The organism is Tessaracoccus sp. O5.2 (assembly GCF_964266725.1).
Classification (GTDB): Bacteria; Actinomycetota; Actinomycetes; order Propionibacteriales; family Propionibacteriaceae; genus Arachnia; species Arachnia lapidicapta.
Genome location: NZ_CAXWGV010000012.1, coordinates 23,372 through 45,652 on the forward strand (window position 1 = coordinate 23,372; position 22,281 = coordinate 45,652).

Consider the following 22,281-nt stretch of genomic DNA (forward strand, 5'->3'; position numbering starts at 1 on the left):
GCGAAACCCGGGCCCTGTCGTCCGGCAGGAATCCCGGGTTCACTTCCAGCACCACCGCAATGGGCTGGCTACACGGCCATCATGCCAGATCTGAGGGTCTCCGCCAAGGGAGGGTGACGAATCCATCCTCTGCTCACCCAGGTACCTGGGTCGCGGTGGCTGGCGGCTCCGCGCCAGTGCCACGCCAATGGGAACCACGGCCACAGTGTGGCAGGTACTGATCGAAAGGACCCCCATGCATCAGCGGCAACTCGGCACCTCCGGCCTCTACGTCTCTGACATCGGCCTGGGTTGCATGAGCCTCACCACCTCGGAGCAGGCGTCGGCGGTCATCGGCGCCGCCCTCGACGCCGGCGTGATCTTCTTCGACACCGCCGAGGTCTACGGCGCGCACGAGAACGAGCGCCTCGTCGGCCAGGTGCTGCGCCCCCTCCGCGAGCAGGTGAAGATCGCCACCAAGTTCGGCTTCAACGTCAACAACGGTCTCGAGGGCCTCAACTCCAGGCCTGACCACATCAGGGAGGTCGTCGACGGCTCCCTGCAGCGACTCGGCGTCGAGCGGATCGACCTGCTGTACCAGCACCGCCTCGACCCCGGCGTCCCCATCGAGGAGACCGCCGGCGCCGTCAAGGGGCTGATCGAGGCGGGTAAGGTGGCCCACTTCGGCCTGTGCGAGGTGGGCGTTGACATCATCCGTCGCGCGCATGCTGTGCAGCCGGTGACGGCGCTGCAGTCGGAGTATTCGCTGTGGTGGCGCGAGCCGGAGGCGGAGATCCTGCCCCTGTTGGAGGACTTGGGCATCGGGTTCGTGCCGTTCAGCCCGTTGGGAAAGGGCTTCTTGACGGGCACCATCCAGAGCGCCGACGACGTGGCGGGTAAGAACGCCGCCATCTTCCCGCGCTTCAACGACGACACCCTGGCCCGCCACCAGGGGCTTGTCGACGCCGTCGCCGCGGTGGCCAGCAGGCACCGCTGTACGCCTGGCCAGGTCGCGTTGGCGTGGATCATCGCGCGACTGCCGTACGCGTCGCCGATTCCGGGCACCAGCAAGGCCGAGCGAGCGACGGAGAACTCCCGCGCCGCGGACGTGCACCTCACGCAGGCCGACGTCGCGGAGCTGGATGAGATCTCGGCGAAGTTCCAGGTGGACCCCGTCAGGTACCCGGAGCACATGCAGCGGTGGGTCAACCGCTGAGGTTGGGGCTGGGCTGGTGCGGGCGGCGGCCCAGGTGGGCGCAGACCGCGCCGCCGACTCCGGCCGATGCGTCAAGCTCACGGCAGAGTCGGCGGAGGCGGTCAAGCGCCACGGACTCAGCGGGTCTGGCAGCCGCTTCCCGGCACCTAGTCACGCGGTGTTCGGTTTGCTAGCCTGAATGGGCGCAAAGCCGCGCTCCCGAGCCTCGTGAAGGGAGGAGAGAGATGTCACCCGTTGCCGTGCACGCCTTCTCAACCCCCCACACACTTGAGGCCCCCGCCGCCTGACATTCACCGCCGGGTGCCTCCTCCTCAGGAGAACACCCTTGCCCAACCTTCTGTCGTCGTTCAGCTGGAGCGACGCCCCCACCACCGCCTACCGCGACACCCTCGCCGACAACCAACGCTGGTCCACCTGGGACTCCATCGAGCGGCTCTGCCGCGGACCTGAGCCCTGGCCGGACTGGCTGGTGACCGCCGCGGCCGCCGTCGACACCGACCTCGGCCTCCTCAAGTCCGGCAAGGAGGCGGACGTCTCCCTGCTCGAACGCGCTGTGCCCGACGACCCGTCGCGCTCCGTCGTCCTGGCCGCCAAGCGCTACCGGTCCACCGACCGCCGGCTCTTCCACCGCGACACCGGCTACACGGAGGGCCGCCGCATCCGCAACAGCCGCGACACCCGCGCGGTGGCACGGAAGTCGTCCTACGGCCGCACCGTCGAGGCGGGCCTCTGGGCGCGCGCCGAATGGAACGCGCTCGTCGCCCTCCACACGGCCGGCGTCCCCGTGCCGTACCCCGTGCAGATCGACGGCACGGAGATCCTCATGGAGTTCATCTCCGACGGCGACGCCGCGGCCCCGCGCCTCCACCAGACCCGCCCGTCGACGGCGCAGCTCGAGCAGCTCTTCGAGCAGCTCCGGGAAGCGATGCAGACCATGGCCCGCCTCGGCCTGGTCCACGGCGACCTCAGCCCGTACAACACGCTGGTCTCCGGGATCGACGACGAGCCGTGCCTGGTGATCATCGACGTGCCGCAGCTGGTGGACCTAGCGTCCAACCCGTACGCCTTCGACTTCCTCCACCGCGACTGCACCAACATGGCCACCTGGTTCAGCCGCGCGGGGATGGAGGTCGACGGCGACGACCTCCTCGGGGAGGTGTTGGCGCACGCCTGGTGAGTGGCGGCGAACCGGTCGCTCTCATGGTTGGTCTACCCACCTCGAGAGCGACCGGTTCTGTCACACCTACTGCAACACCAATGTTGCAGTAGGTGTTACAGCTGACCCAGTGCCCAGGTGGCCCGTGGATCGCGCTTGGAGTTCCCGCGCCACGTGATGATGCCCTCCTGCTCCAGCGCGGCCAGCGCCCGGGTGGCTGTCATCCGGGTGACGCCGGCGAGGTCGGCCAGCTCGCCGGTGCCCATGGGGCGGTGGTGGAGCCGCAGCACGGTCAGGATCGCCTGAGCACTGGACGTGAGACGCGCGGTGACCTCCGCGGGGAGGGCGTCGACGGCGAGCAGGGTGAGCTTCACGGAGGAGGACATCCTCGAGGACGCCGTCGTGCATGCGGACCATGATGACGCCGCCGTCGGCGTTGGCCATGGCTACGAGCGGAACCGCCAGGTCGCGTGGCGAGACCCGGGCTGACTTGTGTTCGAATTCGAACCACTGGTCCTCTGGCACCCTGGCGAGGGCGCTCTCGAGCAGGTCCGGGTCTGGGCCAGCGCGGCGTCGATGACGGCTGATGAACAGGCTTACTGTAACAATGTGGCAGCACGATGCAGTGCTCGACGTCAGCACCGTGAGCGAGACGCAAGTCACCGCCCCCTGATGCAGAGGGCTTTCGAATATTGCGAATTAGACTAAGCTGGGGTCATGACCGAGTCAACGACGCGCGGCACGACCGTTCTGCCTCCACAAGACCTCGAGCCCATGCTGGACCTCTCGCGGTTTCTGGAAAGAGTCACCGAACCCGCAGCCCTTCTGGGCCCCGACGGCCAGACCGTCGCGCTGCCGCTCGAGGCCTATCGGGTCCTGGTTGACGTCGTACACGCCATGCGCGACGGCAAGGCGATCACCGTCGCCCCGATCGATCAACTCCTCACCACGCAGCAGGCGGCCGACTTCCTCGGCATCAGCCGTCCCACGCTGGTCAAGCTCCTGGAATCCGGCGAGATTCCGCACGAGTCACCGGGGGCAGGGAGGCACCGTCGAGTCCGGCTGCGAGACGTGCTTGATTATCAGGACCGCAAGCGGTCTAGACGCCGACTGGTCCTCGATGAGCTCACCCATGATGCCGTCGCAGCGGGCCTGTACGAGGCCGAGCAGGCTGATTACGCCGACGCATTGAGGCGGGCGCGCCAGGTGCGAGGCGAAGGCTGATCCCTGACGCGCGACGATCGCTCCCCGGGGGACTCGTCAGGCGAGGGCGCGCCTCACCGTCTCCTGGAGTTCCTTCCAGCTGACGATGAACTTCTCCACGCCCTCGTCCTCGAGGACTTGGAACGCGTCGTCGAGGTCGACCCCGGCGTCGGTGATCTCCTTCAGGACCGCGCGACCATTCTCTTCGGTGCCCTCCATGGGGCTGCCCACCTCGCCGTGGTCGGCGAACGCGTTGAGCGTCTTCTCGGGCATGGTGTTGACGATGTTGCTCGCCACCAGCTCGGAGACGTAGAGCGTGTCGGGGTAGGAGGGGTCCTTGGTGCCGGTCGACGCCCAGAGGGGGCGCTGCAGGTTGGCGCCCTTGGCCTTGAGCGCGGCGAAGCGCTCCGAGCCGAACACCTCGTCGAACGCGCCCAGCGCCACCTGCGCGTTGGCGATGGCGGCCTTGCCCTTGAGGTCCTCCCGGCCCAGCGCGGTCAGGCGGGCGTCGATCTCGACGTCGACCCGCGAGATGAAGAACGAGGCGACGGAGTGGATCGAGCTGAGGTCGCGGCCAGCGGCGTCGGCGGTCTCGAGCCCGGTCAGGTAGGCGTTCATGACCTCGCGGTACCGGTCCTCATTGAAGATGAGGGTGACGTTGACCGAGATGCCGCGCCCGATGACCTCCGCGATCGCCGGGATCCCGGCCTTGGTGGCGGGGATCTTCACCAGGAGGTTCTCCCGGCCCACGACGTCGTAGAGCTTCTGGGCCTCCGCGACGGTGGCGTCGGTGTCGTGGGCGAGCTCCGGCGACACCTCGATCGACACGCGGCCGTCGAAGCCGCCGGTGCGGTCGTAGATGGGCTTGAGGAGGTCCGCGGCGTCGCGGACGTCGGTGGTGGTGGCGAGCTGGATGGCCTCGTCGACGTCGGTGAGGCCCTGGAGCTGCCCGGCGTAGGAGTCGCCGTCGCTGAGGGCCGCGGCGAAGATCGTCGGGTTGGTGGTCACGCCCACCACGGACTTGGTCTCGATCAGTTCGGCGAGGTTGCCGGAGGTGAGGCGGTCGCGGGAGAGGTCGTCGAGCCAGATGGAGACGCCGGCGTCGCTGAGGGCCTTGAGTCGGTCGGTCATAGAGTCCTCCTGGGGAGTTGGGGTCTCTTCGAGCCTAGGCGCCCCCGCCTTCCGGGCGGTCGGGTTGCCCGTTGTTGCCTGCTTGGGCGTTGCGCCCGGGCACCACAGCAACTTTCTCGCTGTAGGGCTTCTCCTGTGCATATGCACGAAGAAAGTCCCACAGCGAGAAGTCTCCGGTCACCTCTGGGGAGTTCTTACTCGCGCAGGTGGTTTTCTCACAGCTCGCGCGTCCAATGCGCGTCCATCACGACGTAGGGCCCCGGGTCGGCGCCCTCGACACCGTCGGGGATCACGTTGTTCATCACCATGCGGAGCTCATCCCCGTCTTCCGACAGGCTGATGGTCCACCCCCAGCCGCTGTTTACTCCATCTCGAGGTGGACCACGCCGTCGACGATCGACCCCGTCAGGATGCCGAGGTGAGGCTTCTGATGCCACGCGTCGATCCAGGCCGCGTTGACGGCGCCGTCGTCGTCGGGGGAGCCGACGAGGAGTGTGCCTGCCTGGACACCGTCGGTGGGGTGGGTCCACTGGTAGCGCAGCGACCAGCCGAAGGCGTCAGCCTCGGCCGAGGACGTGGCGGCAGAGGGGGCGGTGGCGAACTCGTCGGTGGGCATCATGCGGAAGGCGCAGACGCCCTTCCACTGGCCGACGTGGTTGGCGAGGGGGTGCATGACCCCGAGTCTGGCACGTCGACCGGGTGCGCCACCGTCAGGAGGCCGAGCCGACCCTGGGAACCGGTCGCTCTGATGGTGGGTAGACCAACCTTCAGAGCGACCGGTTCCGCGGGTGCCGGAGCCCAGCGTCGTCAACGGCTCAGTTCCAGGGTTCACGCAGCAGATTGAGCGCCGGAACGAGCACCGCGCGCGCCGCCTGGGTCAGGGAGACGCGGTCGTAGAGGCGCAGGGTCTCGCGGAGCAGCTGCTCGTCGTCGGCCGCGGGATTGGCCTCGCGGATCCGGCGCATGATCTCCACCAGCTCGCGGGGCGGAACCTCGTCGAGCGTCCGCGGCCCCAGGTCGCGCACCCGGAACTCGGGCTGCTCCGGCAGGCGGTAGGTACGGCTCTGCACCCCGGTGGTGTGCCGAGCGGGCTATCGGCTACCAGATCGCCCCCCCCTCACGGCGCGGGTGATCGCGGTGTCGAGCACCTGCGCGATGGCCTTCCCCACGCGCGACCCGCCGGACGCCCGCACGTACGCGGTGCGGAGCCGGTTGCCCCGCACCGGACCCTCCACGGCGACGATCCGAACCAGTCCCTCCAGGATGTCCGCGGACGTGCCCTCTCCGACCGGCACTGTTGAACCGTCGAGCTCCCGATACCGGGCCAAGCCGGCCGGTGGGCGGAAGATCGCGTCCACGGACCCGCCCAGCTGCGCCAGCGGATCCCACGTCACGCCCAACGCCGAACGTCTCGCCTGCGCGGGTGCGGGCGAGGGGAAGTGGACACCGCGCCGCGCACGATCGAGGGCCAGGTGCAGGTTGACTCCCGACGATTAGGCGCCACAATTGTGACCATGACAGCCGAGTCCTTGCGTGAGGTTCGCGACCACTTCAGCGAGGTCGTGGACCGCGTCGAGCTCCACCATGAACGGGTCACGGTCACTCGCAATGGCCGTCCTGTCGCGGTGCTGATCAGCCCCGCCGACCTGGCCGAACTGGAGGAGACCCTCGACGTTCTGTCGGATCCCGACGCGCTGGCCGACATCCGGGAGGCGGACGCCGCCTATGCCAGAGGCGACGTCGCGCGAGGGGATGACGCAATCCGGAGCCTTCGCCGGTGAGCCGTGAGGCGAACTACGAACTGGTCCTGACTCCGCCCGCCGTCCGTGCGATCCAGTCAGAACTGCCAGAGGCGGTTGCTGCCGCGGTGATCGAGTTCATGACCGGACCGCTGGTCGAGAACCCGCGGCTGGTGGGCAAGATGCTTCGGCGCGAGTTGGAGGGCATCTGGTCCGCTCGACGAGGCACCTATCGGGTGCTCTACCGCATCAATGATCATGTCGACGAAGTGGTGGTGCTGCGCATCGACCATCGTCGAGACGTCTATCGCTGAGTCCGGCACTGTCGACGGCTGGCCGTGCAGTGCGCACCGGTACCCCCCGGGGGATCGCTTCATGGGTGCCCGAGCAGCGCGGTGCCGTAGATTCTGGGGCATGAAGCCCGCCGTCGAGATGGGTATCTGCCTGGAGCCCGCCCGATTCGTCACCGGCCTTGCCCGTGTGCCGACCGGCATCGACGGCCGAGGCGAGGTGGACTTCGAGCACTACCAGCGGCACACCGTGTGGGACCAACCCGGCGGGTTGGCCAACCGCTCCGGCGCCGGCGACCTGGACGTGGTGATCTACTCGGCGCGAAAGTGGTGCCGGCTCGCGCTGGCCGGCAATCCCACCGTGCTGCTCGCGCTGTTCGTTCCGGACGAGGAGGTGGTCTACCGCAACCGCGTCGGCGCGGAGCTGGTCGACAACGCCCACCGCTTCGTCTCGAAGCTGGCCGCTGCGCGATTCCTCGGATACCTGCAGTCGCAGCGCGCCGCAATGACCGGCGAGGTTGGGGCGCACACCAACCGGCCCGAGCTGGTCGCGGTGCATGGTTACGACACGAAGTACGCCATGCATGCCCTGCGCCTGGGGATCCAGGGCGTGGAACTGCTGACCACCGGCCGGATCACGCTCCCGGTGCCCGCGGCCGACGGAGACTACCTGCGGCGGGTCCGGCGGGGTGAGGTCGGGCTGGAGGAGGTCGTCGAACGCATCGATGCGGCTGCCACCCGACTGGCCACCCTCCGAGATTCGACGGCACTGCCGGCTGAGCCGGACCGACGGTGGGTCGATGACTGGCTGCACCGTTCCTACGCGTGGTACTGGGCCGGGTGACGGCGGCCGACACCGACTAGGGCTCGTCGATCCGGCCTGTAGCTCGCCTATATCGAAGTCAGATAGAGGGGGACAAAGCGGACAGCGTGGCTCTGCATGATCTCGAAGTGGGCAAGAGACTCGCCCAGGGTCTCAGAAGTGTCTCTGCTCACAGCGCTACCGCCTCGGCGAGGATCCGATCCCGAAGATCGGGCCGTAACACCGTGTCGGGCACCAGATCCACCGGGCACCCCACCACCTGGCTCACGTCGCGCTCAAGCGCACCGAGCTGCATCAGACTGAGGGGGCGGGCCATCGTGAACAGCAGATCGACGTCAGAGCCCTCATGGTCCTGCCCCGTAGCCACAGATCCGAAGACGCGGACATCGCGGCCACCGGCAGCTCCCACGAGCCCCTTGACTTCACCTGCGTGCTGGCGCAACCTCCGACCCAACGGAGACGTGCCGTGGAAGCGGAGCAGGCGGGACACCTCGGGCTGGCTTCGACCGATCTCGGCCGCGATCTGCGTCTGCGTCATTCCGGCCGCCGAAGCCTGCCGCACGGCCCGGACCAACTCGCCACGGCCCTGTGCGATCAGTTGGTCCGCGCGGCGCGCTGCCTCTGCCAGAGTGCTGGACATGTGCCAATTATAACAATTGCTATGGCGCCTGCGGCAGCCGGACGACTCGCTCAACTTCATCGTGCTCTGGTTGCGGTGGATGAGTGACGGAGGCGCCAGCAGTGGGCATGGTCCGTGCATGAATGCCCGGCCGCGACGGCGGTCGAAGTCGCCACGGTGCACGGCCGGGCAGTCCGACGGCGTGTCGTGCCAGATCTGAGGCGGAGTCCCCCGGGGACAGCTCCATGCCCGCAGCTGTGACGCCTACTGCAACACCGATGTTGCAGTAGGTGTTACAGCTGTGCCCGGCCCTCCGCTGGCTACCGTTCGGATGGGAGTGGGAGTGAGGTCAGGCGATGCGCGCCCAGGACCGGATCGCGTCGGCGATCGGCGTGGTGGGCCTGCCGATGAGGCGCGACAGGTCGCCGCTGGTGACCAGGAGGGTGTCGTCGGCGGTGTTGCTGTCCAGGGTGGTGATGAACCCGATGGTGGCGTCGTCGAGTCCGGCCTCACGCAACACGCTGACGTGCTCGTCGGTGGAGACCTCGTGGAGGGAGACGGGCCGGCCGAGGACATCGGCGAAGGTTTCGGCGAGGTCCCTCATGGTCCAGGCCGTGTCGCCGCCGAGTTCGTAGGTCGCGTTGTCGTGCCCGTCGCTGGTGAGCACGACGGCGGCCGCCTCCGCGAAGTCGGCGCGGGCGGCGCTGGACACACGGCCGTCTCTCGCGCTGGAGACGACGACGCCGGTCTGTCGGGCCTGCTCGAAGGCGGGCTGGTAGTTGTCGTGGTACCAGCCGTTGCGCAGGAAGGTGTAGGTGAGGCCGCTGTCCCTGATGGCATCCTCGGTGGCCGCGTGCTCGGGGGCGACGAGCAGGGAGGTGGCGTCTGCGCCGACCACGCTCGTGTAGACGATCCGGGCGGCCCCCCCAGCCTTGGCCGCCGCCACGACGTTGCCGTGCTGGGCGATCCGCTGGCCCACGTCGGTGCCGGAGATCAGCAGCACCGTGTCGCCCTCGCTGATGACGTCGTCGGCGGGGTTGTTGTAGTCGAGGACAGCGGTGCGCACGCCCTGGGCGCGGAGCGCCTCGAGCCGGTCCAGTGAGCGCCCGGTGGCGACGATGTCGTCGGCCTTGACCCCGCGCTTGAGCAGGTTCTGGACAACCAGGGTGCCGAGCTGGCCGGTGGCGGCGGTGATGACGAATGACATGGGGCTCCTCAGGACTCACGCGGATGACGTCTCCAGGATAACCGATCCTTGAAACTTCAAGTTCAATCCGCGCTGGGCTGAATCGAAGGTCCGACGGCGCAGTCGCCGCCCAACCCGCCTCGTCGCGGTGGCTGAACTCCAGCTGATCATGCGAGCGTGGAGGGTCGGCTGCGTCCATGCCTCCCGCGCCCGGTTCGGGGACTGGCCAGGAGCGCGACAGCGTAACGTGCGAGGCATGGAGATCTGGACCATCGGACACTGGACCTGTCCCGTGCCGGAGTTCCTCCAGCCCTTGGAGGAACACGGGATCGGGCTCCTGGTCGACGTGCGCGCCCACCCCGGTTCCCGCCGGAATCCGCAGTTCGGCAGCGACGCGATGGCCCAGTGGCTGCCGGAGGCCGGCATCGGTTACCTCCACCTCGCCGAGCTGGGCGGGCGTCGTCGCAAGCAGGGGGTGGACCCGGCGGTCAACGCGGGATGGAAGAACGCGAGCTTCAGGAACTACGCGGACTACACGCTCACGGAGGGGTACGAGGAGGGGATCGCCCGATTGACGGCGCTGGCCCGGGACAGCCGGACTGTGCTGATATGCGGGGAGCCGATGCCGTGGAGGTGCCACCGGCTGCTGATCTCGAACACCTTGACAGCCAGGGGCTGTACCGTGTGGCACCTGATGGGCGAGGCGGCCCCGCGCCGGCACCAGCTCGGCCAGTGGGGCGCCGTGCCGGTGGTCGACGAGTCGCCTCGGGTCTCCTACCCCGACGACCGGCACGGCTTTGCCTGACGGCGGAACGCGCCTGCCTTATCGCGGCTCGCCTGCGCTCCAGGACAGGTGCCGCGCAGAAAGGCTGGCGAGGTCGCAGGCGTGGGGACGCAACGCAGGCGTCGGGACGCAACGCAGGCGTGGGGACGCAACGCAGGCGTCAGGGGGGACGCGCCTGCCTTATCGCGGCTCGCCTGCGCTCCAGGACAGGTGTCGCGCAGTCAGGCTGGCGAGGTCGCAGGCGTGGGGACGTAAGGCAGGCGTCGGGACGTAGCGCAGGCATCGGGACGCAACGCAGGGGACGCAACGCAGGCGTCGGGACGCAGCGCAGGCGGCGCGCTCGTGAGCGGGAGCAACCCGACACCGCGCGGGATCAGGCGGGGGCCGACGACGCCCTCACCACCAGGTGCGGCGCGTGCGTCTCGCGCACCACCTCCCCGCCCTGCAGGATCTCAAGCGCCCGTCGGCCCATATCGAGCCTCGGCTGGGCGATCGAACTCAGCTGGGGTCTGACGAGGCGCGCGAGGTCCGTGTCGTCGTAGCCCACCACGGCCAGCTCCGTCGGCACCGAGACCCCCGCGTCGTGGGCCGCCGCCAACACCTGTACGGCTCCGCGGTCGTTCGACGCGAACACCGCGTCCAGCCCCCGCAGAGTCTCGGCGTCCAGCCCCTCCGGTGAGAGCACCGTCGCCGGCAGGCCCCGCTCGGCAACGACGCGCAGGTAGGCGTCGCGTCGCGCCACCGCCGACGGCGACCCCGACATCTGCAGGAACCCCACCCGCGAGCGTCCACCGTCGGCGAGGTGCGTGACGGCGAGTCGGCCGCCGAGCTCGTCGTCGTTGCTGATCCCGCTCACGGCCTCCGGCAGGGCGGCAGGGCGGCCGACGACCACCACCGGCATCACCCGAGCCGCCTCGGCCAGCGCGCCGGGCGGGGTGTGTGCGGAGACGATCACCACTCCGTCGACCCCCAGCTGCACGAGCCGTCCCAGCTGCGCCGCCATCCGCTCCGAGTCCCCGCGACCGTGGCTGATCACCACGCCCATCCCCTGCTCGGCGGCCGCGTCCTCGACGCCGATCACCACGTCGGTGTGGTAGGCGTTGCCGAGGTCGGCCAGGAGCACGCCGACGAGGTTGGTGCTGCCCTGCACCAGGGACCGGGCCCAGAGGTTGGACCGGTAGCCCAGCTCGTCGGCCACCCGGAGGATCCGCTCGCGGGTGGCCGGGCCCACCCCCGGGTCGTTTCGGAGGGCGACAGAGACCAGGGACTTCGACACCCCGGCCGCGCGGGCCACGTCGACGATGGTGATGCGGGTCTTCATCCCCCTTGCCTACCACGTTTCTGGATCGCTCCAGCACTGTTCATCATGACGTCACCGTCTCGTCACCCTGCCGCTCTAAGGTCGAACCGGAACGTTCCAGAAGTGAGGTGCCATGGGTCTGAACCGCCGTCCCGACGGGCTGCTGCTCGATTTCGGAGGGGTCATCGTCGAGACCCGCAAGCGCCCGACGGGCCCGCGGGAGGTGGCCGTCCACCTTCACAGGATGCTGGCCCGCGGAGGGCACGAGCTGGACCCGGCCGTCCTTGAGCGCACCTTCCTCGCCGGCCAGCAGGCCCTCAAGCACTGGAAGCACGCGTCCTCCCGGCGTCCCGCCCCGCAGGGAGATGTCGCACCGCGAGGTGGTGGGGGAGTTCCTCCTGGCAGACCTCCCCGACGGCGCCCGCGAGCTGGTGATCGCGGAGGCCTCCGAGCTGCTCGCGATGGTGTCGGTCACTATGTCGGACCACATCGTACGGCCCGGCATCCCTGAGCTGCTCGCCCACTGCCGCGCTGAGGGCATCGGGGTGGGGGTGGTCTCCAACGCTCACGCCGGCCTCAGCCATCGCCGGATACTGGCGGAGCGCGGCCTCGACGCCCTCGTCGACGTGCAGGTCTACTCCGACGAGGTGGGCGTCCGCAAGCCCACCCCGCGGATGATCGAGATCGCCGCCGACGCGCTCGGTCTGGAACCGCGCCGCACCTGGTACGTGGGCGACACCATGGACCGCGACGTCGCGGCCGGACGCCGCGCCGGGGTGGGCGCCGTGCTGCTCACCCGGTCCAAGCACACCGACCATCCCCCGTTCGACATCGCGGAGCGCCCGGACGTCATCCTCGACGACCCCCGCGGCCTCCTCGACGCGCTGCGCGCCGCCTCCCGCGGGCCCGCTCTTGCCTCCGTTGCCCCCCGCGCGGAGGGCCGGCCGGCGCTCCTCATCGACCACGGTCTTCGCCTTCCTCGAGTCCTGGGACATCGAGGTGGGCGTCTTCGAGGCCGAGTTCCTGGACCTGTACGGCACCAGCTTCCTGTGGGTGGGTGTGGGGGCGATCGTGCTCACCACCGTCGTCGCGGTCCTGGCCTACCGGTTCGGTACCCGCGGCGTCACCCGCCCCGAGGTGGACGCCGAGGAGGCGGTCCGGCTGGCCGAGGCCGATCTGCGCAAGGAGAAGGTCGACGCGTGAGCGACCCGATCATCAGAGTGTCGGACCTCAGCTTCCGCTACCCGGGAGCTGAGGCCGACACCCTGCGCAATGTCAACCTCACGATCGACCGCGGCGACTTCGTGGCGATCGTGGGCGGCAACGGTTCGGGCAAGACCACCCTGTGCAAGAGCTTCAACGGGCTCGTCCCGCACTACTGGTCCGGTGACTTCGCTGGGGAGGTCGTCGTCGACGGCGTCGACACGTTCACCTCGTCGGTCGCCGAGCTGTCGTCCAAGGTGGGCTACGTCTACCAGGACTTCCTCAACCAGCTGGTGCGCCCCACGGTCCGCGACGAGATCTCGTTCGGGCCGATCAACTTCGGCCACGACGACCACGCCGTGCGCACCGCCGAGGTGATGGACCAGCTGGACCTCGGCCCCCTCTCCGCACGCTTCACGTGGGCGCTCAGCGGCGGGCAGGCGCACGCCACCGCCCTCGCCGCGGTGCTCGCGCTCCGCCCGCAGGTGGTGGTGGTCGACGAGCCGGTGGCCGAGCTCGACCCCGCCCGCGCCCACGAGATCTACCGGCAGCTGAAGCGCCTCAACGAGGAGCTCGGGCTGACCGTCATCACCATCGAGCACCACGCTGAGTTCGTCGCGCAGTACGCGAAGTCCGTGTTACTCATGGCCGACGGCGCCCCCGTCTGGCACCTGGGCATCGACGAGGCGGTCAACCGCATCGGCGAGCTGCAGCGCCACGGCATCCCGGCGCCGCAGGTGGTGCAGGTGTGCTCCGCCGTCGGCGCCGACCGCGCCCCGCGCGACGTGGCGGGGGCGGCCAACCTGCTGCGCGAGCGTGGCCTGGTGCCCGGTCCTGTCGTGGCCGAGCCGCCCCATCGGCCGCAGGAGCGCGTCGTGGCCCGCACCGTCGACCTCCATCACGGCTACCGCACGGTTGCCGGAGACATCCAGCCGGTCCTCACCGGGCTCGATCTGGAGCTGTTCGCCGGCGACCGCGTGGCGCTCGTCGGCGGCAACGGGTCCGGCAAGACCACCCTGCTCAAGCACCTCGCCGGCCTGTCGGTCCCCCGCTCGGGCGAGGTGGAGATCGACGGCGTCAACACCCGCACCCGGACCCCCGGCAGGCTGGCGGAGATCGCCGCCTACCTCTATCAGCACCCGCAGCAGATGTTCCTCAAGGACTCGATCCGCGCCGACGTCGCGCTGTTTCCGTCGGGTCGCGCCGTCGCGGGGTGGGAGGGCCTCGTCGACGACGTGCTCAGGCGGGTGCGGCTGGACGGCTTCGCGGACCGGGACGGTCGCGGGCTCTCCGGCGGGCAGCAGCGCCGGGCCACGCTCGCCATCGGGCTCGCAATGCGCCCAAAGCTGCTCCTGCTCGACGAACCCACCTCGTCGCTGGACGTGTCGAGCCGGGAGGACGTCACGGGCATGTTGGCCGACCTGGGCCAGGTGATCGAGTGCACCGTCGTGGCCACCCACGACATGCATCTCGTGGCCGAGTGGGCCAACCGGGTGATCGTCCTGGAGGCCGGGAGGGTGGCAGCCGACGTCGACCCCCGCGCCCTGTTCACCCACCCCGAGCTGATGCGGCGCGCCAGGTTGGTGCCCCCGCAGGTCGTCGCGCTGGGCGCCGAGCTGGGCATGGACCCGCTGCCGCTCAGCGTGGACGAGCTCGTCGCCGCCCTTCGCGTCCCCGAACTCGTCTAGGAGCAGCACCCCATGGCCCGCAAGCAGCGCGACGTCCTGTCCGTCGAGTGGATCAAGCTGGAGCTGATCCGCACCGCGTACGCCACCCGCGGCGGCCTGTTCACGCGGATGGATCCGCGGGTGGTGATCGTCTGGTACCTCGTCCTGGCGTTCGTCCCCTGGTTCACGCACAACGTGACGGTGCTGGCCGGGTTGTTCCTGCTCGGCGTGGTGAGCGTGATCCTCGCCCGGGTGGGGCCGCTGGTGCTGGGGCTGTTCGTCATCGGGCTGGGCTTCGAGATCATCTACCTGGTGGTGGCGTCGCTGCTGTTCGGCGGCGACGTCGAGACGCTCATCGCGCTGGCGGTGCTCAACCTCAAGCTCGGCGCGGTGTCGATGGCCTCCATGGCGGCGTTCGTGTCGCTGGATCCGGAGAGGCTCTCCGACGCGCTGCTCGCCTTCCGTGCCCCGCACCTGGTCACGTTCGGGGTCAGCTACGGCTACCGGATGCTGCCGATCATGGTGGAGGAGTTAACCACGGTCTTCGACGGCTACCGGCTGCGGATGGCCGCGCCGGCGCGGGCTGGGCTGCTGGGGTGGCGCAACGTGTACCACTGGGGCCGGATGGCGATCCTCAGCTTCTACCCGATCTTCCTCAACACGGCGCAGAACGTGCGCACCACCGTCGAGGCGCTGGAGACGCGGGGGTTCACCTACGCGCAGGCCGACCCCCGTGGCCGGCGCCTGCGGTTGGCGTACCTGCGGGTGACGGCGTTGGATGTCGCGGTATTGGGGGCGACGGCGATGGCGGTGATCGCGTGCTTCTGGGCGGGCGTGGTGTGGCCTGTCTACCGCGGCTGAGCGCCGTCGGGCGGCACGAATGGCGGGGTCAACCGTGTCTCGATGCCCGTGAGGGGGTCGAGCGGGCAGTTCGACGGCGTGTCGTGCCGGGTGGGGGCGCCTGGGGCGGGCGTAGCCTGCGGGCATAGCAGGTGGACGGGCGTGATGGGCGGACGGCCGTGATGGGCGCGGGCGTTGCGGACGGACGGGCATGGCGGGGGGACGGGCATGGCGGGGCGGACGACGATGCGGGTGCGCGCCGCGCGACGACGCAAGCGACGGCTGGGCGCCAAGGTGCAGGACCTCACCGTCGAACAGTGGTCCGCCCTGTGTGACCGATGGGGCGGGTGCGCGTACTGCGGCGCCGTCGGCGTGGCCCTGCAGAAGGACTGCGTGCTCCCGATCTCCCGCGGCGGCCGCTACACCGTCGACAACGTGGTCCCAGCCTGTCGCGCGTGCAACACCAGCAAGTGCAACAGCGAGGTGACCGGCTGGATGCGGCGGAAGAAGCTCGACGAGGAGTCGTTCCTGATCCGCCAGTGGGAGATCTCGGCGGTCCTCAGCGAGCGCTAGCTGTCGCGGTCCGGGCGTGGGTCAGCGGACGACGGCGGCGCCCAGGGTCTCGCCCCACCGTCGGGCGCGGTCCAGCTCACCGTCGCGTAGCGGGCCGTACTTGCCCGTCACGAAGAAACCCTCCGGCTTCACGACCGGCCGGTACCCCTTCGCCTCGAGCTCCTTCGCGATCGTCGGCGCCCCCTTGCCGAAGGGGCCGCGGACTTCGGTGTCGAAGGCAGCGAACGGTGTCGTGGCGGGCGGGAGCGAGTCCATCCACTCCCGGATCGACGGGTTGCTGAGGTCCGGCGGCGGCGACCCCGGCTCCGGGTGCTCACGGATCTCGGTGCGAGTGCGCTCCGACGACAGGTGGAACGCGAACACCGGCCCGCCCGCGACGATCAGGTCCGCGTCGGCCACCACGTCCGGCGTGGCGTCCTTCGTCGACATCGCGACGGCGCCCTCGCCCAGCCCGTCGGCCACCGCGCGCGCAATCTGAGCGGTGTTTCCCCACAGCGATTCGTACACGACAACGGCCTTCATCGCCCGTCCTTTCGGTCGTTCCCAGCGTACGCCGCGGCGGGTAGACGGGTGCGGGAATGTGGCCGCGGGCTGCCGAACGTGAAGGGAGGGTTCAGGGCGCCTCGGCCGGCATGCCGACGACGTACGCGGCCTGGGCGATGTGCTGCGCGGCGTCGTCGATGACGCTGACCAGCCGCACGCCGCGCGTGACGGGCGGATTCCAGTGGCGGTCGACGACGTCGTCGAGGTCGGCCTCGCTGAGGGTGTCGAGGTAGGCGAGCAGGGCGTCGGTGCAGGCGGCGACGTAGTCGATGAGGACGGCGGCGTCGTCGACAGCGATCGCGCGCGCCTCCTCGGGCGAGTGGCCGTAGCCGACCGGGTCGCCGGAGGCGCCGAGTCCGCTGCGGTCGCGGAACCCCTGCGCGCGCCAGACCTCGTCGTCGCCGGTCAGGTGGGCGAGCTGCACGTCGAGCTCCCGGCCGGTGTGCCAGAGGAGCCACGCGATGGAGTTGTCGTGGCCGGCGGGGTGGCGGTTGAGGTTCGCCGGGGTGATGCGGTCGGCGATGGACCGCAGGGAGTCGATCGGGCGGGTGGCGGCGTCGCGGAGGATGTCGAGTGCGTCCATGGCACCAGTCTGGACCCCTGGTGCGAATCGAAACGCTTCGTTTATGATGTGATTCCACACAGCGGTGATCCTGCCCGGCGACCGACGCCGCCACGCCGCTGACCGAGACCCTCCGAGGACACCGCATGCCACAGGAACTCTGGCGCCTCTACCGCCGCGCGATGCACCGCGTCGTCAACGGCCTGGCACAGCAGTCCGTCGACATCGTCGACCCCGACCGCACCGTCGCCCCCCGCCTCGTCGAGCTCTGCCGGCTCGCGGCGGGCGAGGGCGTGGTGCTGCTGCGCAACGTCGACGGCGTGCTCCCGCTCCCCGCGCACGCGCCGGTCGCGGTGTTCGGGCGCGTGCAGTGCGACTGGTTCGCCGTCGGCTACGGCTCCGGCGGGGACGTCAAGGCGCCCTACGAGGTGTCGCTGCTGGAGGCATTGCGCGAGGCCGGTGTCGCGGTGGTGGGCGAACTGGCCGCCGCCTACGAGACGTGGTCCGCGGCGAACCCGCCGGACGAGGGCTACTGGGGCAACTGGCCGCGACACTTCGACGAGATGCCCCTCGACGCCGGGCTGGTGTCGCGGGCGGCGCGCGAGGCCGGTGTCGCGGTGGTGGTCATCGGCCGGGCCGCCGGCGAGGACCGCGAAAGCGTGCTCGAACCCGGCTCCTACTATCTGACGGACGCGGAGCGGGCGATGCTCGACGCGGTGGTCGCGCGGTTCGAGCGCGTCGTCGTGGTGGTCAACACGGGCAACGTCATGGACCTGTCGTGGGCCGACGACTACGGCGACCGCTTGGCTGGCCTCATCCTCGCCTGGCAGGGCGGCATGGAGGGCAGCCGGGGGCTGGTGGACGTGTTGACCGGGGCGGTGTCGCCGTCGGTCGGCTCACCGACACCATCGCGCGCCGCTACGAGGACTACCCGTCGGCGCCGAACTTCGGCCACCGCCACTTCAACAACTACGCCGAAGACGTCTTCGTCGGCTACAGGTACTTCGAGACCTTCGCGCCCGAGGCGGTGCAGTTCCCGTTCGGGTTCGGCCTCGGATATGCGTCGTTCGAGCTGGGAGCGGCGGAGTTCTCGGGTGGGGGTGACGGCGACGTCGCGGTCTCCGTCGAGGTCCGCAACGTCGGCGAGCGGGCGGGCCGCGAGGTCGTCCAGCTGTATGTGGCCGCGCCGGACGGCGCCCTGGGCAAGCCGTCGCGCGCGCTCGTCGGCTATGCGAAGACGGCTGAGCTGGCGCCCGGGGAGTCTGAGCGGGTGTCGCTGACCGTGCCGCGGGCGGCGCTGGCGAGCTACGACGACGGCGGCGCCACCGGCCACCGCTCCGCCTGGGTGCTCGAGCCGGGGGCCTACACCTTCTATATGGGCGCGGACGTGCGGACCGCTGAACGGGTGGGCGCGGTCGAGGTGCCGGAGCTGGTCGTCGTCGAGCAGCTGGCCGAGGCGTGCGCCGTCGACCCCGAGGCGCCGTTCCGGCGCATGACGGTGCGGCGAGACGGCGCTGCGGCCCGAGTCGGGTGGGAGGACGTGCCCACCCGGACCGTCGACCTGCGGCGCCGGATCCTCGACGCCCTGCCCACCGAGATCCCGGTGACGGGGTACCGCGGGGTCCAGTTCGACGACGTCGCGGCGGGGCGGCGCTCCATGGACGAGTTCGTCGCGCAGCTGAGCGACGAGGAGCTCGAGGCCCTCACCCGCGGGCACGGCCGGATGAACAGCCCGCTCGGCGCCGTCGGCAACGCGGGCGTGTTCGGCGGGATCCTGGAGTCGCTGCGGGCGAAGGGCGTGCCCCCGGTGACGTGTACGGACGGGCCGTCCGGCATCCGGCTGAGCGCGTACGCGTCGCTGCTGCCGTGCGGCACGGCGCTGGCGTCGACGTGGGACCCGGGGCTGGTCCGCGAGCTGGCCGCCGAGCACGCGCTTGAGATGGTCCGCAAGGGGTCCGACGTCCTGCTCTCGCCCGGCATGAACATCCACCGCGACCCGCTGTGCGGGCGCAACTTCGAGTACTTCTCGGAGGACCCGCTGGTGACCGGGCGGATGGGCGCCGCCGTCGTGGCGGGGGTGCAGTCGCGGGGTGTCGCGGCGTGCCCGAAGCACTTCGCCGCCAACAACCAGGAGACCAACCGGAGCAAGAACGACTCGCGGGTCTCCGAGCGGGCGCTGCGCGAGATCTATCTCAAGGGGTTCGAGATCGTCGTCAAGGAGGCGCGGCCCCAGACGATCATGACGTCGTACAACAAGATCAACGGGGTCTGGGCGCACTACAACTACGAGCTCGTCACGACCATCCTGCGCGACCAGTGGGGCTACGACGGCATGGTGATGACCGACTGGTGGATGCAGCACTCCCGCGACCCGCACTTCCCGGACGTCTGGGACTCGGCGTACCGGGTGCGCGCGGGCGTGGACGTGCTGATGCCCGGCTCCACCGTCGACGGGCTGCGGCGCGGGGTGGACCGCTCGCTGCTGCGGTCGCTGGCGAAGGGCGACGGGGTGCGTCGTGGGGAGCTGCAGGCGGTCGCGGGGCGGGTGCTGCGCTTCGTGGCGGTGTCGCGGCCGGCGCGCTCCGGGCGCGGGGAGGGCGTTGAGCCTGACACGCGGTCTGCGGGGATTGGTTGAGCCTGACTCGCGGCCTGTGGGGATCGGTTGAGCCTGCGACTGGTGTCGTCGCGGTGAAGGCGGTTCTTGAGGCTCGTTGAGGGGGTTGAGCCTGCGCCGATTCTCGACGCGGGGAAGGCGGTGTGCGGTGACTTGAGCCTGCGTCCAGTCTCGACGGCCAATTCGGGCCGACTCCGCCGATCTTCGTGGTTAACCCTGGCCGCAGGCTCGTCCATCCCCGACGAGCCGCGTGTCAGGCTCAACCACGGTCCGCAAGCCGCGAGTCAGGCTCAACCCGTAGTTCGGCAGGCGCAGCTACTCGCCAGCCGACGCTGGAGGGTCGCCCGCGACGGGGCGGGGCAGGGGATCGACGGCGGGGCCACTCGCAGCGGTCGCGGGGCTACCTCCAGCTGACGCGACGCCGCGGGGGAGCGGATCCACCGCCTCGACGGCGTCCGCGACCCGCAGATCACGGTCGCGACCCCGTTCGCGGAGCCCGGCCACCACCCCGGCGCGGTCGGCGTCCGTCCGGTTCCGCGACAGCTTGAACCGCCCCACCACCTCGGTGATCTCGAGCTCCACCCCGACGATGCCCTGGAGCATCGCCGCCATGAAGTCCGTCGGCGCCTCGGCGCCCGACCACGGTCCGCGCTCCGCGTCCGCGGCGCCGGGGGTGTCGGCCAGGCGTGCCGCGTCGACCGACCGCGCCTGAGCCATCACCTCGCCACGCAGGCGCCGGGTGTCGCGATGCACGGTCAGCCAGCCGGCGATCTGGACCTGCTCGTAGTCCCACGTGCCGACGGCGCGGCCCTCGGCACGCCCCCTCGCCGCGCCACCGTGCTCGGCAGGCTGGATGCTCGGGTACCAGCGCGGGCTCACGTAGGTGTGCGAACCCTGGATGAGCACGCGGCACGGCACGCGCTCGTCGTCGGCCAGGTCGAACTGCGGGTTGTGGGCTGAGGCGTGTGCGATGAGCCGTTCGCCCTCCCACACCGTGGGCAGTAGCGTCGCCGACGGCGCCCCGTCGCCCCCCGTGATCCACAGTGCGGCGCCCACCTCGGCGAGGAGCGCGCGACAGCGTTCGACGTCGTCCACGCGCTGGCTGGCTGGGACGTACACGGTGCTGGCTGGGATGTCGCGCTCCATGGTCGGCCATCGTAACCGGGCTGCACTCCCCGCCACCGCGGCCCCACCCGAACGCTCAGGCCAGCGGCCAGACGATCAGCGTCCGCCACGTCGTCGGGTCGGGCTCGGCCGCGGGATCGCTCACATACTGCTCCCACATGCCCTCGGCCAGGGTCAGCCCCTCGAGCTTGACCCACGTCATCAGCTCGCCGTAGGTGCGCTCCAGGTCGTCGTACGGACCCACGTGAGTGCCGACGACCGCCTCCCCGCCCGGAAGCTCGAACGGCTGCACGTCACCGGCCTCGACCGCTGCCGACACCGGGAATCCGATCGATACGTCGACCGTCTCTCCCGGCATCGAGTGGTAGTAGCCGAACGGCGGCCCCGTGACGGTGGCGCCCTGCTCGGCGACGGCCCGCATCACCTCAGTGAAGCCCGTGTCGAACGCGGTTGTGAGCTCGCCCATCGGCACGGTCCGGCGGACCGCCGCCGCCTGCTGCGCATCGAGGGTACTCAAGCGGAACTCGGTCATCGCTCCTCCTCGACCCCGTCCGGGGCCCTTGAGTGCCAGTATGCGCCTGGTCGAGGTCAGCGCAGGGCGGTGAGCTCCGCGTCGAGTGCGGCCAGCGCCTCGTCCGACATCGCGCCCGGCTGGTAGCTGACGGCCTGGCGGATCGACACGACGCCGGCGAACGCGTCGGCTCCGACGGCGGCGGCCAGCTCCGGGGCGTGCCGGCGCACGACGTTGGCCGCGCGCTCGTCGGCCATCAACCGGCCGAGCGGCATGTCGACGCCCAAGCGGCGACGGTTCACCAGCGTCTGGTACGTCTCGGCCTCGCCGTCGACGGAGAAGTCGCCGAACACGGTCTGGAGGAACCGCACCGAATCGGCCAGCCACGGTCGCACCGACGCCTCGGCCATCTCGGCGCGGCCGTTCGCCGTCGCGTTGGTAGACAGGCTGAGGCCGTGCGGGCCCAGGAGATAGATGTGCGACTCGAACGGCACCTCGTGCTCGGCCAGCGCGGCGAGGAAGGCGATGGAGTTGCGGATCGGGACGACGGTGTCGTCGCTGGTGCTGAACAGGAACGTCGGCGGCGTGGCGGCGCTCACGTGGCTGGGCACGTCTATGAGTTCCTTGCCCACCGGCGGCCCGAACTCCTCGAGGGTGACCGGGTATCCGGCCACCAGCGCGTCGGGCTTGTCCTCGGCGGCGGTCGCGAGGCTCGAGGCGAGGTGGCCGCCGGCGGAGAACCCGACGGCCGCGACCTTCGTCGGGTCGATGTGCAGGTCGGCGGCGTTCGCCCGGATCCAGGCGAGGGCGGCCTTGGCGTCGTCGAACGACTTCTCGAACGGGGACTCGGCGCCCACCGCGTAGCGCAACACGAACGCGTTGAACCCGGCGGCGAGGTAGGCGAGCGCAACCGGCTCCGCCTCACGGTCCGAGGTCATGAAATAGCCGCCCCCGGGGAGGACGAGGACGGCGGGGCGGGTGGCGGCGGTGGCGAGCTCGGCGCTGGGCTCCTGGACGTAGCAGGTGAGGGGGGCGTCGTGGCCGACGGTCTGGGTGAAGAGCTTCATGCCCCCATTCTTGCCCAGCCCCTGATCAGCGCGCCGCCCGCCCCACCCCGCCTCCACTGGCACGACACGCCGTCGAACTGGCCCCTCGGGCGCGCAGGAGGCGCCGAGGTCGGTCGGACCCTGTCATTCGTGTCGATCCCGGCCTACGCT

28 protein-coding genes and 1 pseudogene are annotated in these 22,281 nt (G+C 70.3%); 15 read left to right on the forward strand and 14 right to left on the reverse strand.

Translation table 11 applies throughout. The features are described 5' to 3' along the window. Positions 1 to 235 precede the first annotated feature (235 nt). Together ACFQPD_RS06105 and ACFQPD_RS06110 are read left to right on the forward strand one after the other, a co-directional pair. Positions 236 to 1,195 (forward strand): aldo/keto reductase, encoded by a 960-nt coding sequence (locus tag ACFQPD_RS06105; protein WP_385899461.1) that lies wholly within the window; start codon positions 236 to 238, stop codon positions 1,193 to 1,195. 325 nt (positions 1,196 to 1,520) lie between these two features. Next, on the forward strand, positions 1,521 to 2,372 hold the full coding sequence (locus tag ACFQPD_RS06110; RefSeq protein ID WP_385899463.1) for a serine protein kinase RIO: 852 nt from the start codon (positions 1,521 to 1,523) through the stop codon (positions 2,370 to 2,372). 95 nt (positions 2,373 to 2,467) lie between these two features. Here the strand turns inward: ACFQPD_RS06110 and ACFQPD_RS06115 are convergent, their stop codons facing one another. After that, complete coding sequence (locus tag ACFQPD_RS06115) at positions 2,468 to 2,725, reverse strand: helix-turn-helix domain-containing protein (RefSeq protein ID WP_385899465.1); 258 nt, start codon at positions 2,723 to 2,725, stop codon at positions 2,468 to 2,470. Here ACFQPD_RS06115 and ACFQPD_RS06120 point away from each other — a divergent pair. Further along, positions 2,715 to 2,840 carry a hypothetical protein gene (locus ACFQPD_RS06120; protein WP_385899466.1) on the forward strand — a complete coding sequence of 42 codons (126 nt, stop codon included), beginning with the start codon at positions 2,715 to 2,717 and terminating at the stop codon, positions 2,838 to 2,840. The two genes, ACFQPD_RS06115 and ACFQPD_RS06120, sit on opposite strands and share 11 nt — an antisense overlap. Positions 2,841 to 3,125: 285 nt before the next feature. Continuing rightward, the gene (locus ACFQPD_RS06125) at positions 3,126 to 3,575 is read left to right on the forward strand and encodes a helix-turn-helix domain-containing protein (RefSeq protein WP_385899468.1); all 450 of its coding nucleotides are present in this window, start codon (positions 3,126 to 3,128) and stop codon (positions 3,573 to 3,575) included. A 36-nt stretch (positions 3,576 to 3,611) separates the two neighbouring features. On the opposite strand, the gene tal is transcribed toward ACFQPD_RS06125, so the two are convergent. The 4 genes from tal to ACFQPD_RS06145 all read right to left on the reverse strand — a co-directional run bounded on the left by tal (position 3,612) and on the right by ACFQPD_RS06145 (position 6,079). Beyond that, complete coding sequence (gene tal / locus ACFQPD_RS06130) at positions 3,612 to 4,685, reverse strand: transaldolase (RefSeq protein ID WP_385899469.1); 1,074 nt, start codon at positions 4,683 to 4,685, stop codon at positions 3,612 to 3,614. Between the two features lie 361 nt (positions 4,686 to 5,046). Further along, entirely contained in the window at positions 5,047 to 5,358 is a 312-nt protein-coding gene (locus ACFQPD_RS06135; protein WP_385899471.1) for a hypothetical protein, read from the reverse strand. Positions 5,359 to 5,500: 142 nt separating this feature from the next. Beyond that, positions 5,501 to 5,755 carry a hypothetical protein gene (locus ACFQPD_RS06140; protein WP_385899473.1) on the reverse strand — a complete coding sequence of 85 codons (255 nt, stop codon included), beginning with the start codon at positions 5,753 to 5,755 and terminating at the stop codon, positions 5,501 to 5,503. Positions 5,756 to 5,776: 21 nt separating this feature from the next. Further along, complete coding sequence (locus tag ACFQPD_RS06145) at positions 5,777 to 6,079, reverse strand: hypothetical protein (protein ID WP_385899475.1); 303 nt, start codon at positions 6,077 to 6,079, stop codon at positions 5,777 to 5,779. 45 nt (positions 6,080 to 6,124) lie between these two features. On the opposite strand from ACFQPD_RS06145, the gene ACFQPD_RS06150 reads away from it, so the two are divergent. The 3 genes from ACFQPD_RS06150 (at position 6,125) to ACFQPD_RS06160 (ending at position 7,558) form a co-directional block, all read left to right on the forward strand. Continuing rightward, entirely contained in the window at positions 6,125 to 6,466 is a 342-nt protein-coding gene (locus ACFQPD_RS06150) for a type II toxin-antitoxin system Phd/YefM family antitoxin (protein ID WP_385899476.1), read from the forward strand. After that, positions 6,463 to 6,738, forward strand: a complete 276-nt coding sequence (locus tag ACFQPD_RS06155) for a type II toxin-antitoxin system RelE/ParE family toxin (RefSeq protein ID WP_385899478.1) — start codon at positions 6,463 to 6,465, stop codon at positions 6,736 to 6,738. The genes ACFQPD_RS06150 and ACFQPD_RS06155 overlap by 4 nt, the downstream gene beginning before the upstream one ends. 100 nt (positions 6,739 to 6,838) lie before the next feature. Beyond that, on the forward strand, positions 6,839 to 7,558 hold the full coding sequence (locus tag ACFQPD_RS06160) for a DNA polymerase beta superfamily protein (RefSeq protein ID WP_385899479.1): 720 nt from the start codon (positions 6,839 to 6,841) through the stop codon (positions 7,556 to 7,558). 148 nt (positions 7,559 to 7,706) lie between these two features. Here ACFQPD_RS06160 and ACFQPD_RS06165 read toward each other — a convergent pair whose 3' ends face one another. Both ACFQPD_RS06165 and ACFQPD_RS06170 read right to left on the reverse strand, forming a co-directional pair. Then, on the reverse strand, positions 7,707 to 8,177 hold the full coding sequence (locus ACFQPD_RS06165; protein ID WP_385899481.1) for a nucleotidyltransferase domain-containing protein: 471 nt from the start codon (positions 8,175 to 8,177) through the stop codon (positions 7,707 to 7,709). A 328-nt stretch (positions 8,178 to 8,505) separates the two neighbouring features. Continuing rightward, positions 8,506 to 9,363 (reverse strand): NAD(P)H-binding protein, encoded by an 858-nt coding sequence (locus tag ACFQPD_RS06170; protein ID WP_385899483.1) that lies wholly within the window; start codon positions 9,361 to 9,363, stop codon positions 8,506 to 8,508. 235 nt (positions 9,364 to 9,598) lie between these two features. Here ACFQPD_RS06170 and ACFQPD_RS06175 point away from each other — a divergent pair, with 235 nt between their 5' ends. Then, a complete protein-coding gene (locus tag ACFQPD_RS06175; RefSeq protein ID WP_385899485.1) occupies positions 9,599 to 10,147 on the forward strand; it encodes a DUF488 family protein in 549 nt (182 codons plus the stop codon). 352 nt (positions 10,148 to 10,499) lie between these two features. Here ACFQPD_RS06175 and ACFQPD_RS06180 read toward each other — a convergent pair whose 3' ends face one another. Both ACFQPD_RS06180 and ACFQPD_RS06185 read right to left on the reverse strand, forming a co-directional pair. Next, positions 10,500 to 11,447, reverse strand: a complete 948-nt coding sequence (locus ACFQPD_RS06180) for a LacI family DNA-binding transcriptional regulator (protein ID WP_385899487.1) — start codon at positions 11,445 to 11,447, stop codon at positions 10,500 to 10,502. Positions 11,448 to 11,490: 43 nt separating this feature from the next. Continuing rightward, positions 11,491 to 11,751 carry a hypothetical protein gene (locus tag ACFQPD_RS06185; protein ID WP_385899488.1) on the reverse strand — a complete coding sequence of 87 codons (261 nt, stop codon included), beginning with the start codon at positions 11,749 to 11,751 and terminating at the stop codon, positions 11,491 to 11,493. Between the two features lie 151 nt (positions 11,752 to 11,902). Between ACFQPD_RS06185 and ACFQPD_RS06190 the strand changes: the two are divergent. From ACFQPD_RS06190 to ACFQPD_RS06210, 5 genes and pseudogenes are all read left to right on the forward strand, one after another. Then, a pseudogene (locus ACFQPD_RS06190) lies at positions 11,903 to 12,229 on the forward strand (HAD family hydrolase); the annotation flags it as partial. A gap of 196 nt (positions 12,230 to 12,425) precedes the next feature. Continuing rightward, on the forward strand, positions 12,426 to 12,629 hold the full coding sequence (locus ACFQPD_RS06195; RefSeq protein ID WP_385899661.1) for a hypothetical protein: 204 nt from the start codon (positions 12,426 to 12,428) through the stop codon (positions 12,627 to 12,629). After that, positions 12,626 to 14,317, forward strand: coding sequence for an ABC transporter ATP-binding protein (locus tag ACFQPD_RS06200; RefSeq protein WP_385899651.1), 1,692 nt, complete (start codon positions 12,626 to 12,628; stop codon positions 14,315 to 14,317). Before ACFQPD_RS06195 ends, ACFQPD_RS06200 begins: the two co-directional genes overlap by 4 nt. Positions 14,318 to 14,329: 12 nt before the next feature. Continuing rightward, positions 14,330 to 15,157: an energy-coupling factor transporter transmembrane component T family protein gene (locus ACFQPD_RS06205; RefSeq protein ID WP_385899490.1), complete on the forward strand. Its 828-nt coding sequence runs from the start codon at positions 14,330 to 14,332 to the stop codon at positions 15,155 to 15,157. A 207-nt stretch (positions 15,158 to 15,364) separates the two neighbouring features. Further along, on the forward strand, positions 15,365 to 15,709 hold the full coding sequence (locus ACFQPD_RS06210; RefSeq protein WP_068749612.1) for an HNH endonuclease: 345 nt from the start codon (positions 15,365 to 15,367) through the stop codon (positions 15,707 to 15,709). Between the two features lie 21 nt (positions 15,710 to 15,730). Here ACFQPD_RS06210 and ACFQPD_RS06215 read toward each other — a convergent pair whose 3' ends face one another. Beyond that, positions 15,731 to 16,231 carry a flavodoxin family protein gene (locus ACFQPD_RS06215; protein WP_385899492.1) on the reverse strand — a complete coding sequence of 167 codons (501 nt, stop codon included), beginning with the start codon at positions 16,229 to 16,231 and terminating at the stop codon, positions 15,731 to 15,733. 91 nt (positions 16,232 to 16,322) lie between these two features. Then, a complete protein-coding gene (locus ACFQPD_RS06220) occupies positions 16,323 to 16,835 on the reverse strand; it encodes a DinB family protein (protein ID WP_385899494.1) in 513 nt (170 codons plus the stop codon). Positions 16,836 to 16,960: 125 nt separating this feature from the next. Here ACFQPD_RS06220 and ACFQPD_RS06225 point away from each other — a divergent pair, with 125 nt between their 5' ends. Then, complete coding sequence (locus tag ACFQPD_RS06225; RefSeq protein ID WP_385899495.1) at positions 16,961 to 18,094, forward strand: glycoside hydrolase family 3 C-terminal domain-containing protein; 1,134 nt, start codon at positions 16,961 to 16,963, stop codon at positions 18,092 to 18,094. Continuing rightward, the gene (locus tag ACFQPD_RS06230; RefSeq protein WP_385899652.1) at positions 17,992 to 19,449 is read left to right on the forward strand and encodes a glycoside hydrolase family 3 N-terminal domain-containing protein; all 1,458 of its coding nucleotides are present in this window, start codon (positions 17,992 to 17,994) and stop codon (positions 19,447 to 19,449) included. Before ACFQPD_RS06225 ends, ACFQPD_RS06230 begins: the two co-directional genes overlap by 103 nt. 294 nt (positions 19,450 to 19,743) lie before the next feature. On the opposite strand, the gene ACFQPD_RS06235 is transcribed toward ACFQPD_RS06230, so the two are convergent. Genes ACFQPD_RS06235 through ACFQPD_RS06245 form a run of 3 tightly spaced genes read right to left on the reverse strand, consistent with a single transcriptional unit; the run spans position 19,744 to position 22,131 of the window. Continuing rightward, a complete protein-coding gene (locus ACFQPD_RS06235; RefSeq protein ID WP_385899497.1) occupies positions 19,744 to 20,574 on the reverse strand; it encodes an FMN-binding negative transcriptional regulator in 831 nt (276 codons plus the stop codon). A 55-nt stretch (positions 20,575 to 20,629) separates the two neighbouring features. Beyond that, positions 20,630 to 21,085, reverse strand: coding sequence for a GyrI-like domain-containing protein (locus tag ACFQPD_RS06240; protein WP_385899499.1), 456 nt, complete (start codon positions 21,083 to 21,085; stop codon positions 20,630 to 20,632). Between the two features lie 56 nt (positions 21,086 to 21,141). Next, entirely contained in the window at positions 21,142 to 22,131 is a 990-nt protein-coding gene (locus ACFQPD_RS06245; RefSeq protein ID WP_385899500.1) for an alpha/beta hydrolase, read from the reverse strand. Between the last annotated feature and the right edge of the window lie 150 nt (positions 22,132 to 22,281).

Bases quoted from the DNA above. Each gene is read 5' to 3' on its own strand.
- ACFQPD_RS06105 (WP_385899461.1), top strand. From the start codon at position 236: ATGCATCAGCGGCAACTCGGCACCTCCGGCCTCTACGTCTCTGACATC.
- ACFQPD_RS06125 (WP_385899468.1), top strand. From the start codon at position 3,126: ATGCTGGACCTCTCGCGGTTTCTGGAAAGAGTCACCGAACCCGCAGCC.
- tal (WP_385899469.1), bottom strand. From the start codon at position 4,685: ATGACCGACCGACTCAAGGCCCTCAGCGACGCCGGCGTCTCCATCTGG.
- ACFQPD_RS06135 (WP_385899471.1), bottom strand. From the start codon at position 5,358: ATGCACCCCCTCGCCAACCACGTCGGCCAGTGGAAGGGCGTCTGCGCC.
- ACFQPD_RS06160 (WP_385899479.1), top strand. From the start codon at position 6,839: ATGAAGCCCGCCGTCGAGATGGGTATCTGCCTGGAGCCCGCCCGATTC.
- ACFQPD_RS06165 (WP_385899481.1), bottom strand. From the start codon at position 8,177: ATGTCCAGCACTCTGGCAGAGGCAGCGCGCCGCGCGGACCAACTGATC.
- ACFQPD_RS06170 (WP_385899483.1), bottom strand. From the start codon at position 9,363: ATGTCATTCGTCATCACCGCCGCCACCGGCCAGCTCGGCACCCTGGTT.
- ACFQPD_RS06175 (WP_385899485.1), top strand. From the start codon at position 9,599: ATGGAGATCTGGACCATCGGACACTGGACCTGTCCCGTGCCGGAGTTC.
- ACFQPD_RS06180 (WP_385899487.1), bottom strand. From the start codon at position 11,447: ATGAAGACCCGCATCACCATCGTCGACGTGGCCCGCGCGGCCGGGGTG.
- ACFQPD_RS06205 (WP_385899490.1), top strand. From the start codon at position 14,330: ATGGCCCGCAAGCAGCGCGACGTCCTGTCCGTCGAGTGGATCAAGCTG.
- ACFQPD_RS06210 (WP_068749612.1), top strand. From the start codon at position 15,365: ATGGCGGGGCGGACGACGATGCGGGTGCGCGCCGCGCGACGACGCAAG.
- ACFQPD_RS06215 (WP_385899492.1), bottom strand. From the start codon at position 16,231: ATGAAGGCCGTTGTCGTGTACGAATCGCTGTGGGGAAACACCGCTCAG.
- ACFQPD_RS06220 (WP_385899494.1), bottom strand. From the start codon at position 16,835: ATGGACGCACTCGACATCCTCCGCGACGCCGCCACCCGCCCGATCGAC.
- ACFQPD_RS06225 (WP_385899495.1), top strand. From the start codon at position 16,961: ATGCCACAGGAACTCTGGCGCCTCTACCGCCGCGCGATGCACCGCGTC.
- ACFQPD_RS06235 (WP_385899497.1), bottom strand. From the start codon at position 20,574: ATGGAGCGCGACATCCCAGCCAGCACCGTGTACGTCCCAGCCAGCCAG.
- ACFQPD_RS06240 (WP_385899499.1), bottom strand. From the start codon at position 21,085: ATGACCGAGTTCCGCTTGAGTACCCTCGATGCGCAGCAGGCGGCGGCG.
- ACFQPD_RS06245 (WP_385899500.1), bottom strand. From the start codon at position 22,131: ATGAAGCTCTTCACCCAGACCGTCGGCCACGACGCCCCCCTCACCTGC.